Here is a 19858-nt window from a genome sequence, read left to right on the forward strand (position 1 = left end):
CGAACATGCGCATGCCAAGACTGACTGCCCTGCTGACGGCGACCGCCGTCATCACCTCCGCGCTCACGCTGGCCGCCAGTGCCGCCGAAGTGCATGTGCTCAACTGGAAGGGCTACGGCGCCGACGAGCCGTGGGCGATCGAAGCCTTCGAAAAGGCGACCGGCAACAAGGTCGTCAACGACTTCTTCAATTCCGAACAGGAAATGCTGACCAAGATCCGCACCAATCCGGGACTCTATGACGTGGTCATGATCAACGCCGCCTTCAACGATCAGGCGATGGCGGAAAAGCTGATCCAGCCGATCGATGTCTCGAAGCTGCCGAACTATGCCGACATCAGCAAGGACAAGGCGCAATCGCCGATGCTCGACCATGACGGCAAGGTCTATGGCGTGCCGTGGGTGTGGGGCTTGACGGCGCTGGCAATCAACGAAAAGTCCTTCGACAAGCCGCCGACCTCGATCGCCGAAATGTGGGGCCCAGCGCATAAGGGCCGGGTCGTCATTCGCGACGACGCTGTCGAAGCGGTGCAGTTCGGCGCCATCGCCACCGGCCAGAACATCAACGACATCAAGGATATGGACGCGGTCAAGACCAAGCTGACCTCGCTGATGCCGCAGATCAAGACCTTCTGGAGCTCGGAGAACGACTGGAACCAGATGGTCGCCTCCAACCAGATCGACATCGGCACCTATTGGAGCGGCTCGGCCGATCGCGCCAAGACCCACTTCAAGCTGCCGGTCTCGCTGGTCGTTCCGCAGGAAGGCGCCGTCGCCTGGCTCGACGCGTTCTCGATCCCGGTGGGCTCGAAGAATGTCGAAGGTGCGCAGGCCTTCATCAACTGGATGATCGATCCGAAATTCTATGTCGAATGGGTCACCAAGGTCGGCGCTCCGGTGTCGGCCAACACCAAGGCGGTGGAAGCGCTGCCTGAAGACTCCTTCAACCGCAAGGTGATGGGCGATCCCGAGGTGGCCAAGCGCATCCAGTTCCAGGCGCCGATCACCGACGCGCAGCGCGAGGCCTATCTGGCGCTGTGGCAGCAGCTCAAGGTCGACGTGAAGTAACGCTCACGTCCGGACCAGCCGGCGGTTGGCGCCGGCTGGCCCTTCAATCCTGGGGAGGAGGGTATCATGGCGGTACAGGGTGCGGTCGCGTCGCGTAGCGGGCTGAGATCGGCCCTGCCGCTGCTGGCGCCGGCCTATCTCTGGCTGACGGTGGCGATCTTCCTGCCGCTCTCGGCCATGGTGTTCTTCTCCTTCATGACCGACCTGCCGCTGTCGGGAAAGCCGTGGGCGTTCACCCTTGGCAATTACGCCGCCTTCTTCTCGCAGAGCCTGTACCTGACGCTGCTGCTCGCTTCGCTGCGGCTCGGCCTCGAAGTGACTTTGTGGTGCGTCGTCATCGGTTATCCCGCAGCCTATGTATTGGCCAAGGTGCTGAAGGGGCGCAGCCGCGAGGCGATTTTCCTGCTGGTCATCTTGCCGTTCTGGTCGAACGGGCTGGTGCGCATCTTCTCCTGGGCGATGGTGCTGCGCGAGGGCGGCATTCTAGACACGGCACTCAACGCCGTGCTGCCGTTCAAGATCAACATCGACCTGATGTATTCCTACCCCGCAATTATCATCGGCCTGGTGCACTCCTACGTGCCCTATATGGTGCTGACCTGTTATCTCACTTTGCAGGCCATCGACGACTCGCTGATCGAGGCCGGACGTTCGCTCGGCGCCTCGCGGCTGCAGGTGCTGAAGCGGGTGATCATCCCGCTGTCGATGCCTGGCCTGGTGGCAGGTGCGGCACTGATCTTCGTGCCGGTCGTCGGCTCGTTCATGGAGCCGCGCATTCTCGGCGGCCGCACCGGCACGTTCTACGGGACGGTGATCGAGGACCAGTTCGTCGCCGTGTTCAACTGGCCGCTTGGTGCGGCATTGTCGTTCATCCTGCTCGCCGTCGTGCTGGTCATCCTCGCAGTTGCCTCGCCGGTGCTGAAGAGGGCCGCGTGATGAAGACCACCCGCATCCTCCAAGGGCTGGGCCGGTTTTACATCTTCCTGCTGCTCGCCTTCCTCTATCTGCCGATCATCATCATGGCGCTGATGTCGTTCAACGTCTCGCCCTTCTACCAATTGCCGTTCGAATGGACGACGGAATGGTATGCCTCGCTCTGGCAGAACGACCAGCTGATCGCGGCCACCTGGAACAGCCTCGAGATCGCGGTCATCACCACGCTCATCTCAGTGGTGCTTGGCTCGGCCGCTTCGCTGGCGCTCTTCCGCTACGACTTCCGCGGCAAGAAAGTGCTGCAGGCGCTGCTGTTTCCGCCAATCGCCATTCCGTGGCTGATCACCGGCACGGCGATGCTGATCTTCTTCTTCGGCGTCGGCATTGGCCGCGGCCTGTTAGCCATCCTGCTCGGCCATGTGGCGCTGGCGCTGCCCTATGTCATCGTCGTCGTCTCGGCCCGGCTGCAGACTTTTGCACCGGAGCTGGAAGAGGCGGCGCGCTCGCTCGGCGCCAACCAGTGGCAAGCGACGAGGCGTGTGACGCTGCCGTGGATCATGCCCGGCGTCATTGCCGGCGGCTTGTTCGCATTTGCCGTGTCGTTCGACCAGTTCGTCGTCTCCTACTTCCTGGCGACGCCGGGCCAGACGACGCTGCCGGTCGAAATCTACGCCGCGATCCGCAAGGGGTTCACGCCCGAGATCAACGCGGTCTCGACCATCATCATCGTCGTGTCGATGGCGCTGATGCTGCTCACGGCGCGCTTCTTCAAATTCGGCGGAGAGAAATAATGGCCGGCGTGCAGGTATCGAACGTCTCCCGCAGTTTTGGCGCGCACAAGGCGCTGGACCACGTCTCCATCGATTTCGCCGATGGCGGCTTTTATGCGTTGCTCGGCCCATCGGGCAGCGGCAAGACCACGCTGCTTCGCCAGATCGCCGGCTTCGACTTTCCCGATACTGGCCGCATTGCCATTGGCGGCGAGAGTGTGGAACGGGTGCCGGTCGAAAAGCGGCGCATCGGCATGGTGTTCCAGAACTATGCGCTGTTTCCCAATATGAGCGTCGCCGATAATGTCGCCTTCGGCCTGTCGGTGCGCGGCGAAACGAAAGCGACGATCGCCACCGAAGTGCAGCGCGCGCTCGATCTCGTCCAACTCGGGAAGCTCGGCGAGCGCCGGCCGCACCAGCTCTCCGGCGGCCAACGCCAGCGTGTGGCGCTGGCGCGCGCCATCGTCACCAAGCCGCGCGTGCTGCTGCTCGACGAGCCGCTCGGCGCGCTCGACAAGGCGCTGCGCGTCGACATGCAGATCGAGCTGAAACGCATCCAGCGCGAGGTCGGCATCACCACCATCTTCGTCACCCACGACCAGGAAGAGGCGCTGACGATGAGCGACCGCATCGGCATCTTGCGCGACGGCAAGCTCGTGCAGGAAGGGCCACCGGAGGAGATCTACAACCGGCCGAAGAGTGAGTTCGCCGCCACCTTCCTTGGCGACGCAAACATTTTTCGCGGCGATGCGACCGGCAACGGCATCCGGCTGCCTGACGGCACGGCGATCGCCGCCGGGGTGGGTGATCGGCTTGCCGCCGGTACGAAGGCCAGCTGCGCCGTGCGTCCCGAACGCATTCGCATCGCGACCGATGCCGGGGTTGCGGATGCGGCCAATGCCAACGCTCTGAAGGGCCAGATCTCCAAGCGCATCTTCGCCGGCAACAACAGCACCTATCTCGTCGAGCGCGCCGGCCAGACGCTGAAGGTCATCGTCCAGAATACCGGCAATGACCGGCTGGCCGAGGGCCAGGATGTAATGCTCAGCTGGTCGCCGGAAAGCACTGTGCTGATTGCCGCAAACTAGTTCGCACCGTCACCCCGGCATGGTTCTGATGGGAATTGATGGAGCGGACCTTGGCTGATCGACGGGCCATGGCGTTATATCCGTCCTCCAGGGAGGAATGGATGGCAGGCCAGGGTTTCGAGCCGGATGTAAGGGTTCGCACCAGCGAATACCGGATCGGCTGCATCGGCGCCGGCATGATCATGGCCGAATGCCATCTTGCCGCCTATGCGCAGGCCGGTTTCCCAGTCGTCTCCATCGCTTCGCGCACCAAGGCCAGCGCCGAGAAGGTGGCTGCACGCTGGAGCATTCCGACCATCCACGACACACCGGAACAGCTGATCGAGGATTCCGAGGTCGAGATCGTCGACCTTGCCTTTCCACCCGACCAGCAGCCGGCGCTGATCCGCCATGCGCTGAAGCAGCCCCACATCAAGGCGATCCTGGCGCAGAAGCCACTGGCGCTGTCGGTCGATGAAGCCGTGAAGCTGCGCGACGAGGCAGCCAAGTCCGGCAAGATACTCTCGGTCAATCAGAACATGCGCTACGACCAATCGATGCGCGTCCTGAAGCAGATCATCGACAGCGGCGCACTGGGCGACATCGTCTTTGCGCAGATCGACATGCATGCGATCCCGCACTGGCAGACTTTCCTTCAGGACTACGACCGGCTGACGCTCGCCAATATGAGCGTGCATCATCTCGACGTGCTGCGCTTCCTGTTCGGCGATCCCTCGGAAATCGCCACGCTGACACGCAAGGACCCGCGCACTACATTCGAGCATAGCGACGGCATCACCGTCTCGACGCTGCGCTTTCCCTCCGGCGTGCTCGCCGTGTCGCTGGAGGATGTCTGGTCCGGACCGCGCCAGGAGGGCTATGAGGACGACCAGCACATCAACTGGCGCGTCGACGGCACCAAGGGTGTCGCCAAAGGCACGATCGGCTGGCCGAAAGGCGTGGCCTCGACGCTGACCTATGCCTCGACCGAGACGACCGGCGGCGAATGGGTCAGCCCGAGCTGGGACACGATGTGGTTCCCGCATGCCTTCATCGGCGTGATGGAGCAATTGCAGCATGCGGTGAAGACAGGCGCGCCGCCGGCGCTCTCCGTCGCCGATAACGTCAAGACAATGGCACTGGTCGAGGCGGGCTACCGCTCGATGGCGCAAGGCCGCACCGTCAAACTGTCCGAGATATCGATCGACTGAACATGCCGCCGAATAGTGTGGCGGCTGAATCGCTTACCGGGAGGAGTTCACATCATGATGCAGGCAGGTATCTTCACCGGCTATTTCCCCTATGAGCTCGCGGAGGCCGCCCGCCGCATCCGTGCACTCGGCTTCAACACAGTGCAGCTCGACATGCATTTCAGGGATGTCGATCTCACGGCCGGGCAGATCACCGGGGACAAGGCGAGGACAGTGCGCGACACGTTTCGCGACCACAATCTGCCGGTCTGCTGCATCTCGGGCTACACCAACATCATCCATCCCGACAAATCCGAGCGCGAGAAGCGCGTCGGCTATCTCAAGGAAATCATCCGCAATGCGCGCGACTTCGGCTCGCCCTACGTGATCTCGGAGACCGGCACCTACAACACCGAATCCGACTGGGTGCATCATCCCAAAAACAAGACCGAGGAAGGCTTCGAGGAATGCCGCAAGGTGATCTCGGATCTTGCCCAGACGGCTTACGACCATGGCGCGGTGTTCCTGCTCGAAACCTATGTCAACAATGTCGTCGGTTCGGTCGAGGAGACGGTCAAAATGTTCGCGCAGGTCGACCATCCGGGCCTCGGCCTGCTGATGGATCCGACCAATTATTTCGAGGCGCACAATATCGACCGCATGGACCAGGTGCTGAACCAGGTGTTCGACACGCTGGCCGACAAGATCCGCATCGCGCACGCCAAGGACGTCAAGCGCTCAGGCAGCGACAAGACCGAGAAGCATGCCGATATCGGCGACGCGGACGCGCATGAGGGGCTGACCTTCCGCGGCGTCGGCGAGATCGAGCTGCCGGCGCCCGGGCTGGGATCGCTGAATTACGATCTCTATCTGCAGCGGCTCAGTGAGAAGCACCCGAACATCCCTGTTATCATCGAGCATCTGACCGAGGACGACGTGCCGCGGGCGAAAACATTTCTCGACGGGAAGTTCCGCGCCAACGGGCTTTGAGGTAGGCGAGACGGTGATGGCGACGGCGGCCAAGACAAAGCGCGATTACGGCCTGGTCGGCGAAAGCACCCGCCGGGCGATCGAGACCGGGCTGGCCTCGGCCGAGTGGTATCACACCGACGTGCCGCGCAAGGCAATGAAGGAAATGATGCAGCGCTCCGACGGGCCGGCGATCCGCGATACAGTGATCTGGATCGCAGCCATCCTGGGCTCGGCCGCCGGCATCGTGTGGTTCTGGGGCACGTGGTGGGTGGTGCCGTTCCTGCTCGTCTATGGCGTGCTGTATGGATCGTCGAGCGACTCGCGCTGGCACGAATGCGGCCATGGCACCGCTTTCCGCACACGCTGGATGAACGATGCGATCTACGAAATCGCCAGCTTCATGGTGGTGCGCAATCCGGTGCAATGGCGCTGGAGCCATGCGCGGCATCACACCGACACGATCATCGTCGGCCGTGACGCCGAGATCGCGGTAATGCGGCCGCCAAATCTGGTCAAGGCGGCGCTTGCCTTCACCGGCATTCTCGATTTCCGTTATTCGCTGCCGATCCTGGCGCGCCAGGCGTTGGGCAAGCTGTCGGACGACGAAAAGAGCTACATTCCTGAGACCGAACAGGGCAAGGCCATCACGGCGGCGCGCTGGCATATCGCCGTGTACGTTGCGACGATCGCCCTCGCGATCGCGCTGGGTTCATGGCTGCCGCTGGTGCTGATCGGCCTGCCGCGTCTCTATGGCAGCTGGCACATGGTTCTGACCGGGCTGCTGCAGCATATCGGCCTGGCCGACAATGTCGTCGACCACCGGCTGAACACGCGCACCGTCTACATGAACCCGGTCAGCCGCTTCATCTACTGGAACATGAATTACCACGTCGAGCATCACATGTTTCCGATGGTGCCCTACCATGCGCTGCCGAGGCTGCACGAGCTGGTCAAGCACGACCTGCCGGCGGCGAACCCGTCCATGTGGCATGCCTATCGCGAGGTCTGGCCGGTGCTGCTGAAGCAGCTGCGGTACGAGGATTATTTCCTCAAGCGCGAATTGCCGCCGACGGCGCGGCCCTATCGCGGTGAATTTCACGAGCTCGATATGTCGGCGGCGGCCGAGTAGCGAATAAACCACCCGCCTTCTATCCGGCCTGTTACAAGGCCGGTAAGGTGACCGGGAAAAGCAACCAGCCAACAGGGACATCCGATGAGCCGAAAGAGACCGACCGTCGCCGATCTGCGCGCCATGAAGGGCAAGCGCCAGCTGACCATGCTGCGCGTCCTGACCATGGACGAGGCCGAGGCTGCCGAGCGGGCAGGGGTCGATATCGTCTCGGTGCCGCCCGAGCTGGTGCTCAACCCTGAGTATCGCGATGCGGCGCCCAGCCTGTTCACCATGCCGGGCGAGAATTTTTATGAGATCGGCACGGCGGACGATTTCCTGCGCTGGGCGTTCCGGCTCTACAAGGCCGGCGCCGACGCCGTTTATTGCAGCGCCGGTTTCGCCACCGTGAAGCGGCTCGCCGACGACGCGATCCCCGTCATCGGCCATGTCGGCCTCATTCCGTCCCGCGCCACCTGGACCGGCGGCTTCAAGGCCGTCGGCAAGACCGCCGACACCGCCATGCAGATTTTTGAGGCGGTCAAGCAGTATGAGGCCGTTGGAGCTCTCGGCGCCGAGATCGAAGTGGTGCCGATCGAGGTGGCGAAGGCGATCTCGGAACGGACCTCGCTGATCATGCTGTCGATGGGTGCGGGCACCGGCTGCGACGCGCAATATCTGTTTGCCGACGATATTCTTGGCCAGAACCGGGGCCACATGCCGCGCCATTCCAAGGTCTACCGCAACTTCGCCGCCGAGTACGATCGTCTGCAGGCGGAACGCGTCGCGGCGTTTTCCGAGTACGTTGCCGACGTCGATAGCGGCGCCTATCCGGAAGACAGGCATGTCGTGCGCATGGATCCGGCCGAGCTCAGCCTGTTCATGAAACGGGTGGACGCAAAGGGCTAACTACTCGGCCTCCTTGCCGATCATCGCTGCACCTTGCCATGTTCCGTCGGCGAGCATGGCATGGAGCACCTCGGCATCCGTTCCCAGCGGCCGGTCCTCCCTGAGCATCGCTACATGCGCGCGCACCGCGGTATGGACCGCTGCTGTGCCGGGCGCCAGCTTAAGGCCATCGCGCAGATCGACTGCCTGGGCGGCGGCCATCAATTCGAAGGCGATCAGCCGTCGCCACAACGCGATCATTTCGGCGCATTTCGACACCGCCAGAGGGGTCTGCGTCGCATGGTCCTCGACGCCTTCGGATACGGCCAAGAAATCCAGCATCACCGGATTGGCCTTGTGGCGGATGCCGGCCAGGATTGCCGTTGCGGTCTTTTGCAGCGGCACGAAACCGGCCGAGGCGCCGCCGACCGGTGACAAATATTTTGGCAGGCCGTTGCGGCAGGAGCCGGCGATCTGGATGAAGCGGGCAACGCTTGCCGCGGCACATTGCGCGATCGCCAGGCCGAGCGTCTCGAAGGCAAGCGCCAGCGATGCGGTGTGGAAATTGCCGGTCGACAGCACCAGCCCGTCATCGCCCAGCACCAGCGGATTGTCGGCGGCGGCATTGAGTTCGATCTCCAGCGCCAGCCGCGCCTGGTCGATCGCCTGGATCAGCGCGCCATGGATCGACGGCATGCAGCGGATCGACAGCGGGTCCTGCAAGGTGGTCGGCGTCGGCTCCTCGTCGCGGGCAAGCAGGTCGCGCAGGCCCTTGGCCGCGAGTTGCTGGCAGGCTGCCGGCCGCGCCAGATGCAGGCGCGGATCGAGGATGGTGCGGTTGGCGCCAAACCCTTCCATCGTCAGCGCTCCCGCCTGCTGCTGTTGCACAAAGGCGGCCAGCGCGTCGGCCAGCGCCAGCGCACCGCTGCCGGTTGAAACCGCCGAGGCGTTGATCAGCGACAGGCCGTCTTTCGGCGCCAGGCTGATCGGAGCCAACCGCGCCATCATCAACGCCTTGGCCGCCGGCATGCGCCGACCCTGATAGTCAGCTTCGCCGTCGCCGGTCAGCAGACGGGCGAGCGCCGTCATCAGCACGAGATCGCCGGCGCCGATCGAGCCCAGCTGCGGCATTACCGGATGCACGCCGGCATTGAGCGCATCGACAAGGGCGGTGAAAACCGCCGGCGAAATGCCGGAGCCGCCGACTGCCAGCATCGCTGCGCGCGCAAGCATGGTCGCCCGCACCGCCTCTTGGGGCAACGGTTCGCCGACAGCGCCGCTGCGCCCTTCCAGCAACTGGCGCTGGAAGGCACTGGCATCGCCTTCGACCGACGTGCCGAGATTGGCACCGAGCCCGGTGTTGAGGCCGTAAATCTGCTGACCGGACGCGGCCACCTGGTCGAGCACTTTGCGCGCTTTGTCGAGCCTCTCGATGACAGCAGGCTCAACCTCCACCTTGCGGCCGGCGCGGGCGACCGCCGCGACATCCTCGACGCTGACGCCGGCGCCGGTGAGGACGAGCGCGCTCATGCGAAGCGCAGCCTCTGGCCGATGCCTTTATCAGCAGCCTTGGCCAGCATCGCCTTGCCCAGCGCAATGTCGGACAGCGACAGGCCGCGATGCCAGAACAGGATCGTCTCGTCGTCGCTCTGGCGTCCCGGCTTGAGACCGGCAGCGATCTGGCCGAGCTCGGCGTGCAGCGTCGCTTCGCTCAGCCGCCCGGTCTCGACATGGGCGCGCAGCGAGCCGAACTTGCCGCCCTTGCACTGGCCCCAGTCGTCGACGACCATTTTCTGCATGATGTCGGTCAATGACAGCTCCACCGCGCTCATCGTACCATAGGGCACGACCAGCGCACCGGGCTTGATCCATTCGGTCTTGAGCAGCGGCTGCGGCTCCGGCAGCCGCGAGGCCTCGACGACGATGTCGGCGCCCTTGACGCAGCTCTCCCAGTCGGCGACCGCCGTGACGGTCTTGCCGAGATCGGCGGAGAGTTTGGCGGCGAAGCCGTCGCGGCTTTTCGGGCGGCGCGAATGAACGCGGATCTCGTCGAAGTCGAAGAGATGGTCGAGCAGGCGGACATTCCAATAGGCGGTGCCACGTGCGCCGATATGGGCCAGCACCTTGGAGTTCTTGCGCGCCAGATGTTTGGCGCCGATAGCGGTGACGGCGCCGGTGCGCATGTCGGTGATGACGGTGGCGTCGAGAATGGCGCGCGGCGTGCCGGTGCGCGGATCGAACAGGTTCAAAATGCCAAATTCTGAAGGGAGCCCGTGCAGATAATTGTCGACATAGTCGCCGACGATTTTCACGCCCGCCGTATCGAGCGGCGCAACGTAGCCGCGCAGAACGTTGAAATGGCCATGGAAGGAAGGGGCGGGTTCAAGATGGACGCGCGGCTCGATCACCGTCTGGCCATTGCCTTGCGCGATAAGCCCGGCTTCGACAGCGGCAATGATTTCGCCGTCGGTCATCTCCAGGGCTTCGATATCGAGGCCATTGAGGTAGTCGATATAGATAGGCTTCATGCAATGTCCTTGGCCGCCCGCCCATCCATAACAGGCTGCGAGCCGACACGGAAGTTTGTTGGATAAGCTCTGGACGGGGCCAGCCATATGCTGTTCAACGCGGTTCGCCATGACTGCCGTTCCCGACACCGAGGCCTCCGCCGTAACCGCCAGCAATGCGCGGCGCGTGGCGCTGATCGTCGCCATCGCGTTTTTCATGCAGCTGCTGGATTCGACGATCATCTCGACCTCGCTGCCGCAGATGGGACAATCCTTCGGCGTGCCGGCGGTGGCGATGAGCATCGGCATCACCGCCTATATGCTGACCATGGCAGTGTTCGTGCCGCTGTCGGGCTGGCTTGCCGACCGCTTCGGCGCGCGCAACATCTTCCTGCTGGCGATCGTACTGTTCACGCTGGCCTCGCTGGCCTGCGGCTTCTCGCAAAGTCTGCCTCAGTTCGTTGCCGCTCGCGTCGTGCAAGGCCTTGGCAGCGCGCTGATGACGCCGGTCGGGCGAATTCTGGTGCTGCGCAATGCGTCGAAATCGGAGCTGCTCAACGCCACGGCGCTGATCACCTGGCCGGCGTTGTTTGCGCCCGTGGTCGGGCCGGTGCTTGGCGGCTTCATCACAACCTATCTCTCCTGGCACTGGAATTTCTTCATCAACATCCCGCTTGGGCTGGTCGGGCTGGCGCTGGTCGCGCGCTTCATTCCGGGCGACCGCGCGGCCGATCCCAAGCCGCTGGATTGGCCGGGGTTTTTCCTCACGTCGCTTGGGCTCGCGCTGCTGCTCTACGGCCTTGAGCGCATCGCACATCCGGAAGACGGCGCTTTGCCCGCCGTGCTGCTGATTGCCGCCGGCATCGTCATCGGCTGGCTGGCGGTGCGGCATCTCCGGCGCGCGCCGCATCCGCTACTCGATCTCAGCGCGTTCAGGGTGCAGACCTTCGCCATCTCGACGCTTGCCGCCGGCACCATTTTTCGCGTGGCGATCAACGCCACGCCGTTCCTTTTGCCGCTGCTGTTTCAGGTCGGCTTTGGCCTTTCGCCGGTCGATGCCGGCTTGATGATCCTGGCCTACTTCGTCGGCAATCTCGGCATGAAGACGGTGACGACGCCGACGCTGCGACGCTTTGGTTTTCGCACGGTCATGGTCGTCAACGGCCTGATCGCCTCGGCCTCGATCATGGCCTGCGCGGCGATCTCGCCCGAAACGCCGCAGGCGCTGGTAGTGATGCTGATGCTGATCGCCGGCCTGACGCGCTCGATGCAGTTCACGGCGCTGAATACTCTGGCCTTCGCCGACATCGATGCCGCGCAGCGCAACTCGGCGGCGACTTTGTCCTCCATGCTGCAGCAGATATCGATGCTGTTCGGCGTGGCGGTGGCGGCTGCCATCCTCAACCTGTCGCAGATCGTCAGGCACCGGCCGGCGCTCGACCTCGTCGATTTTCGCATCGCCTTCCTGGTCATCGGCGCCATCGGGCTGGTGGCGGCGTTGCGGTTCCTCGTGCTGCCGCCCGGTGCAGGCGCCGAAGTTTCAGGCCACATGACCAGGACCTGAATTCGCGATTTTCGCCGCTCAGGCGGCAATTAATTCCGCCTTGTGCTTTCGCCTCAGAACGGCACCTTCGCGCATACACGCAATGGTGCAACGGAATGCCAAAAGCGCAGCCTTTTCCTAGGATTGCGCCAGTTCTAGCAATCGGTGCGTCCACTGGAAGATTATCACTGCCAACGGGCGTTCCGAGCGCGGATTCATTTGACGAAGCGGCGCCGAGCCGATTAGCTTTCTTCGGAAGGGGTGGCAGAGCTGCCATCGGGGCGAATGCAGACATGAACACGATTGGCTGGCCAAATGTCAGGAGCCTGAATCAGGAAGGCATTGTCTTTGCCATCGCCGTGGTGCTGTTCGTCGCCGCTGCCATTGGGCTGCCTGGTTTCATCGCTGCCAACAATCTCGTTGCCATCGTCCGCTCGGTGTCGGTGCTGGGCATTTTGGCGCTCGGCATGGCGGTCGTCATAATCGGCAGGGGCATCGACCTGTCGGCGGTGGCGATCATGGCGATGTCGGTCGCCTGGTATCTGCAATTGCTCAACGCCGGAACGCCTGATGGGCTCGCCTTCGCCTATGTGCTGGCAGGCGTGCTCGCCATCGGCCTGCTCAATGGTTTTCTCGTCGCTTATGCCGACGTGCCGGCGATCTTCGTGACGCTGGCGACCGGCTCCTTCGTCTTCGGCTATGTCCGCTCGCAACTGATCACGCAGGATGCGGTGCCGGTGCCTCAGGGCCATTGGGTGGAGCTGCTCGGCGGCCTGCGTTTCCTCGACATTCCGATCGAAGTGTTCGTCTTCGCCGGGCTCGCCTTCCTGTTCTTCGTGTTCCTGCGCTACACCAAATGGGGCCGCTACATCTATTTCGCCGGCGACAATCCGGTCGCCGCGCGCAACATCGGCATTCCGGTGCGGCCAATGCTGGTGCTGCGTTATGTGGTTTCGGCCTTTGTCGCGCTGATCGCCGGCCTGCTTACGGCGGCAAGCCTGCATTCGATCAACACCCGCGTCGTCAACTCGACGCTGCTCTATGACATCGTGCTGGTGGCGGTGATCGGCGGCATCGGCCTTTCCGGCGGGCGGGGCGGGGTGCGCAACGTGCTGGTGGGCGCTGCACTGATCGGCATCCTGTCGAACGCGATGACCATCATCGACATTCCGCTGCTCTATCAAAACCTGATCAAGGCGGCGATCCTGCTGGGGGCCATCATCGTCGACGGCATCATCAATCCGCGCGACGAACAGACTGCGCAGCAGGGCGACATCTAAGGGGTACCCGACCGGGTCATGCCGACCGGCCGGCAATAAGTGAAAAACAGAGGATGTGACATGAAACTGATCAGAACACTGATGGCCGCCGCCACGGCGCTGGCCGCTACCGCCTTCGTCGCGCCGACCTTCGCCGCCGACGATCCGGGCCCGGCCGCTTACGCGCAGGCGCTCAAGGGCAAGCGCGTCATGCTGGTGCCGCTGGCGATGGGCTTCGACCTTGCGCAGGGCTGGTCGCACTATCTGAAGACGGAAGTCGAAGCCTGGGGCGGCACCTTCGAAACACGCGATCCGAACTGGGTCGTCGATGCCGGTGCACAGGCGATCACCGACGCGATCTCGTCCGACACAAGGCCGGACGTGTTGATCATCCATGCGCCGGACCTCAACTCCTATTCCAAGCTGATGAAGAAGGCACAGGCCGCCGGCACCTACGTCATACTGGTCGACAACCCCGCCAACTCCCCGGCCGACGCCTTTGTCGGCAGCGACTGGGACCGGCTTGGCCAGCTCGAAGCCGAAGCGGCGATCAAGGGCTGCGGCGAGAACTCGTCGAAGAAGATCGGCCTTGTGCAGGGTGATCAGGCCAACTCGTCCAGTCTCTACCAGTATGCCGGCATCATGAAGGTGCTGGAGAAGCACCCCGACTTCAAAGTCGTGGCCAAGCCCGACTCCAACTGGGATCCGACGACGTCGCGCAACGTGACGACGACAATGCTGCAGCAGAACCCCGACATCTGCTCGATCATCGACTTCTGGGATGGTGACGCCACCGGCGCATCCGCCGCCATCCGCGACGCCAAGCTCGACGGCAAGGTCTTTTTGGTCACCACCGGCGGCGGCGAGAAGGCGGCCGATTGCGACAAATTGCAGGACGGAACTTACGGCGCCGTGGTGATGACCGATCTGGCTCGCCAGTCCGGCGACATGAACGCTATCATCAAGTTCCTGCTGCAGAGCGGCCAGCCGGCCGGCACGTCGCACACCTACATCTACACACTGGAGAAGGCTACGACCAAGGCCGACCTCAAGCCCGACAGCTGCTGGGACCTGAAGGCACTGCAGGCCGAAGCGGCGGCGAAGTAAGCCGCGCTTTTTCGACTGAAATAAACGAGGTGGCTGGACAATCCGGTCACCTCGTTCCCTCATGGAATAGCAGCCGCCGATGTCCTTTCGCGAACGCCTCCAGTCCTGGCGCTACAATCTCGTGCCCGACCATCTGGTCGGCGAAATCCTGACAAAACGCTGGACCGACAACGCCATTCCGTTCCTGGCGCTGGTGGCGACGCTCAGCGTGTTCGGCTCGATCATTCCCGGCTTCTTCAAGCTGACCTCGCTACAGGAATCGACCCGCCAGCTCGGCGAGTTCTCGATGGTGGTCACCGGCATGACGGTGGTGATGCTGGGCGGCGGCATCGATCTGTCCGTCGGTTCGATCTTCGCGCTGTCCTGCTTCTCCGCCGTCTATGTCTTCTTCATCCTCGAACAGTCTATCTGGCTGGCGCTGGCGGCATCGCTTGCCACCGGGCTCATCTTCGGCGCCGTCAACGGCTACCTCGTCGGCTATCTCAGGCTGCGCGCCTTTCTGACTACGCTGGTCACCTTCATTTTTGGCCGGGCGCTGTTCGATATTCTCGTCACCACCTATGCCGCAGACGTGCAGCTTTCCCAGGCGACATCCGATGTGCTCGACTTCATCGGCGACAGCACCTTCTGGGGGCTTTCGGTCTCGGTGTGGCTGGCGATCATTCTTGCCATCGTCACCCATATCGCGCTGACGCGCTCCCGGCCGGGCTGGCATGTGCTGGCGGTCGGCGGATCCAGGCGCTCGGCGCACAATGCCGGCATTCGCGTGCGTCGCACCGTGTTCATGACCTATGTCTTTTCCGGCTTCTGCGCCTCGATCGGCGGCTTCCTGATCGCTTGCCGCCTGAGTGGGGCAGGGCCGGGCACCGGCCTCAACCTTGAGATCATGGCGCTGACGGCGGCGGTGGTCGGCGGGGTCAGCCTGGGTGGTGGCCGCGGCTCGGTCATCAAGGGGCTGATGGGCGCCATCATCGTCTTGACCATGACCAACGGGCTGATCCGGCTGGGCTATGGCACCGGCACCAACCAGATGGTGCTGGGCATCATGCTGGCGGTGGCGGTGACGATCGACATCCGCTGGCTGAAGAACCGCCATAAGGTGCTCAACGAAGTCTATGTCGCGCCGGTCTATCTCAAGATGGGCGAGACACAGTCTGCGGTGCCGGGCTCAGGCACGCCCTACGCGCTCGACAACCGGCTGTCGGCGGCCGACCATATCGGGCTCGGCGAGTTGGAAGGGCCGGAAGACGTCATCCTCGACCGCGACGATCACCTCTATTGCGGCACGCGCCATGGCGAGATCGTCCGCTTCTTCGCGCCGGATTACGTTAAGTCGGAGGTGTTTGCCCATATCGGTGGCTTTCCGCTAGGCCTGGCCTTCGACAAATCGGGCAATCTGATCAGCTGCGTCGGCGCCATGGGGCTCTATTCCGTCTCACCGGATCGGGAAGTGAAGCGCTTGTCGGCCGAGACGTCACGCTCCTGGACCTCGATCGTAGACGATGCGCGGCTGCGCGACCCCAATGATTGCGACATCGCGCCGGACGGGCGCATCTATTTCACTGACTCCACCAAGCGCTATGACGCGCACGATTGGGCGCTGGACTCGATCGAGAACCGCGCCACCGGCCGGCTGCTGGTCTATGACCCGAAGGACGGTTCGACGAAGACACTGCTCGACGGCTACCGCTACACCAATGGCGTGTGCATGGCGCATGACGGTAAGTCGCTGTTCTTCGCTGAGAGCTGGGCCTGCCGCGTCCACCGCTACTGGCTGGAAGGGCCAAAGGCGGGCGCCGCCGAATGCGTCATCCGCGACATGCCGGGCTATCCCGACAACATCAACCGCGCCTCCGACGGCAATTACTGGATGGCGTGGCTCGGCATGCGCACGCCCAGCTTCGACCTGTCGCTGCGCCATCCCGATATGCGCAAGCGCATGACGCGCCGGCTGCCGCAGGACGAGTGGCTGTTCCCCAACATCAACACCGGCGGCGTGGTGAAATTCAACGACAAGGGTGGCATTGTCGAGGCGATGGGCGACCTCACCGGCGGCGCGCATCCGATGGTCACCTCGATGCGCGAGCACAAGGGTTTCCTGTTCGTCGGCGGCATCCTCAACAACCGCATCGGCCGCTACAAGATTGCGGGCGCGGACCCGACCTGGACCAGCTCCGCTTCTTATTGGGGAACGCAGCCATGATCCTCGATCCCATCTTGGACATGTTTCGCGGCAAGGCCGTCACCATCCCGCCGCTCGACGGCGCCTTCCGGCCCAACACGCGGCTCGATGATGCGCCGGTTTTTGCCGGACTGATCGAACCCGACAATCTGCTGGTTGCCGATGGCCGGCTGCTCGCTTCCAGCGGCAACGCCATCTATTCGCTTGCCGCAGGAGTGGAGCCGAAGGTTGTCGAGACCTTTCCTTCCCCCATCACTGCGCTGGCTCTATCACTGTCGGGAGAACTGACGGTCGGACTTGAGAGCGGCAAGCTGCTGGTCGCCGGCAAGGAGGTTTCGCTGCCGTCTGGCGTCAGCTGCATCACCGCGCTTGCCTATGCCGAGGACGACACGTTGTGGCTGGCCAATGGCTCGGCTGAGCATGCGCCGTCGCTATGGGCCGCCGACCTGATGAAGAAGGGCGTGTCCGGATCGCTTTGGAGGCGGGACGCAGCCGGCGGCGGGTTCCGCAAAGTGGCCGGCGAGATCGCCTTTCCCTATGGGCTGCATCCCATTGGGCGGGATGTGCTGGTCAGCGAAAGCTGGCGTCACCAGCTCGTTCGCTTCGATGGTGCGACCGGTAGCCGCTCGACCGTGCTGACGCATCTGCCCGGCTATCCCGCGCGCCTCGCGCCGGCCGGCGATGGCGGCGCGTGGCTGGCTCTGTTCGCGCCACGCAACCGGCTGATCGAATTCGTTCTCCAGGAAACCCACTATCGGCGCGACATGCTAGACCAGGTGGCGCCGGCCTACTGGATCGCGCCGGCTTTGGCCTCCAATCGCAGCTTCCTCGAACCGCTGCAATGCGGCGGCATCCGCACCATGGGCATCCACAAGCCCTGGTCGCCGAGCCGCTCCTATGGGCTGGTGGTCAGGCTCGATCAGAACATGCAGCCGCAATTCAGCCTGCACAGCCGCGCCGACGGCAGGCGCCATGGCATCTGCAGCGTGGCGGAAACGGACGGCCGCCTGTTCATCGCCTCCAGGGGCGGCGATTGCGTGCTGGCCATCGACGCAGGAGGTCTCTGATGGAACCGATCGTGCGCCTGGAAAACGTCACCAAAAACTATCGCGGCGTGCCCGCGGTCAGACAAGTCAGCTTCGAACTGCGCAAGGGCGAAATCCACGCGCTGCTCGGCGAGAATGGCGCCGGAAAATCGACGCTGACCAAGATCATTGCCGGCGTCGTCGACGCCACTTCCGGCAAGATGTTCCACAAAGGCGGCGAGATCGCCTACGCCTCGCCGCATGCGGCGCTCGAGGCCGGCATCGCAATGGTGTTCCAGGAGACCAGCCTAGTGCCGTCGATGACAGTGGCGCAGAACCTCTATCTCGGCACCGAAAAGTTTCTCAACCGGCTGCGCGGCACCTACATTTCGGCGCAACAGTTTTTGCAATCGCTGAACTTCCCGGTCGACCCGAACGCCATGGTGGCAACGCTCGGCGCGGCCAAGCGTCAGATGGTCGAGATCGCGCGCGCCGTTCATCACAATGCCGAGATCATCATCTTCGACGAGCCGACGGCGACGCTGACGCCGGAGGAGAAGCGGCACTTTTTCGCACTGATCCGGCGGCTGAAGGCGAACGGCGTCTCGATCGTCTTCATCAGCCATGCATTGGAAGAGGCGCTGATGATCGCCGACCGCATCACAATCCTGCGCGATGGCGAGCTGGTCATAACCGACGACACATCGGCCTTCGATCGCGACAAGATCGTCGCCGCCATGGTCGGGCGTACACTGTCGGGACAGATCTATCGCCAGCGCGACGAGGCCAGGCTGCGCAAGGCCGGCAAGAAGGTGCTGTCGGTGCAGGACATTTCGATGAGCAATGTCGTGCGCAACACCTCCTTCTCGATCTTCGAGGGACAGATCACCGGCGTGTTCGGGCTGATCGGCTCCGGCCGCACCGAGACCTTCAAGATCGTCTCCGGCATCTACAAGCGCGATTTTTTGCGCGGTGGCGCGATTGAACTCGACGACAGGCCGGTGCGCTATCTCGTGCCCAGTGAGGCGGTCGCCGACGGCATCGTCTATGTTACCGAGGACCGCAAGAGCGAGGGCATTTTCGAGACGATGGGCATCGCCGAGAACCTGTTCGGCGGGCTGCTGGCGGCGGGCCGCGAAAAGGCCTGGGTGATCAACCAGCAGGAGATGCGCACGCTTTCCGCTGAATGGACGAAGACGCTGAACATCAAGGCGATCAACGACAATGCCCGCGTGGTCGAGCTTTCCGGCGGCAACCAGCAAAAGGTGGTGATCGGCAAGGGGCTGGTGCAGCAGCCGCGTATCGTGATCTTCGACGAGCCGACGCGCGGCGTCGATGTCGGCGCCATCGCCGAGATCCACCAGATCATCAACCGGCTGGCCGACGAGGGATTGGCCGTCGTCGTTATCTCGTCCTACCTGCCGGAAATCATGAACCTGTCGGACCGGATTCTGGTGTGCCGGCAGGGCCGCATGGTCGAGGAGTTTTCGCCCGCCGAGGCGACGGAGGAGAAGATCATGTATGCGGCGGTTCATTAGGTTTCTGGTCGGTGTTTGAGGGTGCGCATACGTCGCCAATTGGCGAAGGCCTCAGCGCCTTCGTCATCCTCGGGTCTCTCCGCGACGGCGCTTCGCGCCTGCTTCGCCCGTGAATGACGAAGCTGAGATGCTTCGGCCAATCGCCATGGTTCTGTCAGCATCAAAAACTGAATCGGAATAGCCGGTTAGCCGCCCTTGCTCGAGACCTGATTCAACCACCTGATCCACCGATTCAACGAAAGGAAACGCCATGGCCGCCACAAAACTCCTCAGCGATGCTGAGGTCGAAAAAATCCCGGTTGCGAAGGCTGTGTTCGATGACATCCGCGCGACGCGCAAATCGGATTTCGTCAACAATTTCTGGCGTGGGCTCGCCAACGATCCGGCCTTGCTGAAACGGACATGGGAACAGGTGAAGGTGGTGATGGCCACGGAAAGCGCCATCGATCCGCTGACCAAGGAGATGATCTACATCGCTGTGTCGACCGCCAATGGCTGCTCCTATTGCGTCCATTCGCATACGGCTGCGGCGCGGGCCAAAGGCTTGACCGATGCGCAGCATGGCGAGCTGGTGTCGATCATCGGGCTGGCCGGGCAGACCAACCATCTGGTGACTGCGATGCAGATTCCGGTCGATCCTGAGTTCGAAGTGAAGTGAGGGGCCGCTTTCCCTTCTCCCCTGTGGGAGAAGGGAAAGCGTGC

At 63.2% G+C, this 19858-nt stretch carries 17 protein-coding genes; 15 read left to right on the plus strand and 2 right to left on the minus strand.

Going from position 1 to position 19858, the window contains the following annotated elements; translation table 11 throughout:
* Positions 1 to 5: 5 nt before the first annotated feature.
* From NKL04_RS03190 to NKL04_RS03225, 8 genes are all read left to right on the plus strand, one after another.
* Positions 6 to 1067: an ABC transporter substrate-binding protein gene (locus NKL04_RS03190; protein ID WP_023754403.1), complete on the plus strand. Its 1062-nt coding sequence runs from the start codon at positions 6 to 8 to the stop codon at positions 1065 to 1067.
* Positions 1068 to 1133: 66 nt separating this feature from the next.
* On the plus strand, positions 1134 to 2003 hold the full coding sequence (locus NKL04_RS03195; protein WP_023702159.1) for an ABC transporter permease: 870 nt from the start codon (positions 1134 to 1136) through the stop codon (positions 2001 to 2003).
* Positions 2003 to 2791, plus strand: coding sequence for an ABC transporter permease (locus NKL04_RS03200; RefSeq protein WP_023702160.1), 789 nt, complete (start codon positions 2003 to 2005; stop codon positions 2789 to 2791). Before NKL04_RS03195 ends, NKL04_RS03200 begins: the two co-directional genes overlap by 1 nt.
* Positions 2791 to 3858 carry an ABC transporter ATP-binding protein gene (locus NKL04_RS03205; protein ID WP_023702161.1) on the plus strand — a complete coding sequence of 356 codons (1068 nt, stop codon included), beginning with the start codon at positions 2791 to 2793 and terminating at the stop codon, positions 3856 to 3858. The genes NKL04_RS03200 and NKL04_RS03205 overlap by 1 nt, the downstream gene beginning before the upstream one ends.
* Before the next feature lie 101 nt (positions 3859 to 3959).
* Entirely contained in the window at positions 3960 to 5048 is a 1089-nt protein-coding gene (locus NKL04_RS03210) for a Gfo/Idh/MocA family protein (protein ID WP_352723276.1), read from the plus strand.
* Positions 5049 to 5102: 54 nt separating this feature from the next.
* Positions 5103 to 6017, plus strand: coding sequence for a sugar phosphate isomerase/epimerase family protein (locus NKL04_RS03215; RefSeq protein WP_023705643.1), 915 nt, complete (start codon positions 5103 to 5105; stop codon positions 6015 to 6017).
* A 16-nt stretch (positions 6018 to 6033) separates the two neighbouring features.
* The gene (locus tag NKL04_RS03220) at positions 6034 to 7128 is read left to right on the plus strand and encodes a fatty acid desaturase family protein (protein WP_023699685.1); all 1095 of its coding nucleotides are present in this window, start codon (positions 6034 to 6036) and stop codon (positions 7126 to 7128) included.
* An 84-nt stretch (positions 7129 to 7212) separates the two neighbouring features.
* Positions 7213 to 8016: a 3-methyl-2-oxobutanoate hydroxymethyltransferase gene (locus tag NKL04_RS03225; RefSeq protein ID WP_023682254.1), complete on the plus strand. Its 804-nt coding sequence runs from the start codon at positions 7213 to 7215 to the stop codon at positions 8014 to 8016.
* Here NKL04_RS03225 and NKL04_RS03230 read toward each other — a convergent pair whose 3' ends face one another.
* Positions 8017 to 9525 (minus strand): HAL/PAL/TAL family ammonia-lyase, encoded by a 1509-nt coding sequence (locus NKL04_RS03230; protein WP_023699684.1) that lies wholly within the window; start codon positions 9523 to 9525, stop codon positions 8017 to 8019.
* Positions 9522 to 10523 (minus strand): ornithine cyclodeaminase family protein, encoded by a 1002-nt coding sequence (locus NKL04_RS03235; RefSeq protein ID WP_023699683.1) that lies wholly within the window; start codon positions 10521 to 10523, stop codon positions 9522 to 9524. Before NKL04_RS03235 ends, NKL04_RS03230 begins: the two co-directional genes overlap by 4 nt.
* Before the next feature lie 109 nt (positions 10524 to 10632).
* Between NKL04_RS03235 and NKL04_RS03240 the strand changes: the two genes are divergently transcribed.
* The 7 genes from NKL04_RS03240 to NKL04_RS03270 all read left to right on the plus strand — a co-directional run bounded on the left by NKL04_RS03240 (position 10633) and on the right by NKL04_RS03270 (position 19814).
* On the plus strand, positions 10633 to 12066 hold the full coding sequence (locus NKL04_RS03240; protein WP_023699682.1) for a DHA2 family efflux MFS transporter permease subunit: 1434 nt from the start codon (positions 10633 to 10635) through the stop codon (positions 12064 to 12066).
* Positions 12067 to 12338: 272 nt separating this feature from the next.
* Positions 12339 to 13325 (plus strand): ABC transporter permease, encoded by a 987-nt coding sequence (locus NKL04_RS03245; RefSeq protein ID WP_023699681.1) that lies wholly within the window; start codon positions 12339 to 12341, stop codon positions 13323 to 13325.
* Between the two features lie 60 nt (positions 13326 to 13385).
* Positions 13386 to 14411, plus strand: a complete 1026-nt coding sequence (locus tag NKL04_RS03250) for a sugar ABC transporter substrate-binding protein (RefSeq protein ID WP_023699680.1) — start codon at positions 13386 to 13388, stop codon at positions 14409 to 14411.
* Positions 14412 to 14490: 79 nt separating this feature from the next.
* The gene (locus tag NKL04_RS03255; protein WP_023699679.1) at positions 14491 to 16614 is read left to right on the plus strand and encodes an ABC transporter permease; all 2124 of its coding nucleotides are present in this window, start codon (positions 14491 to 14493) and stop codon (positions 16612 to 16614) included.
* A complete protein-coding gene (locus NKL04_RS03260; RefSeq protein WP_023699678.1) occupies positions 16611 to 17660 on the plus strand; it encodes an SMP-30/gluconolactonase/LRE family protein in 1050 nt (349 codons plus the stop codon). The genes NKL04_RS03255 and NKL04_RS03260 overlap by 4 nt, the downstream gene beginning before the upstream one ends.
* Positions 17660 to 19156, plus strand: a complete 1497-nt coding sequence (locus NKL04_RS03265; RefSeq protein ID WP_023690778.1) for a sugar ABC transporter ATP-binding protein — start codon at positions 17660 to 17662, stop codon at positions 19154 to 19156. Before NKL04_RS03260 ends, NKL04_RS03265 begins: the two co-directional genes overlap by 1 nt.
* A gap of 250 nt (positions 19157 to 19406) precedes the next feature.
* A complete protein-coding gene (locus NKL04_RS03270) occupies positions 19407 to 19814 on the plus strand; it encodes a carboxymuconolactone decarboxylase family protein (protein ID WP_023699677.1) in 408 nt (135 codons plus the stop codon).
* The last annotated feature ends 44 nt before the right edge of the window (positions 19815 to 19858 follow it).

Origin of the sequence: Mesorhizobium sp. C264A, from assembly GCF_040324515.1 — a bacterium.
Lineage (GTDB): Bacteria > Pseudomonadota > Alphaproteobacteria > Rhizobiales > Rhizobiaceae > Mesorhizobium.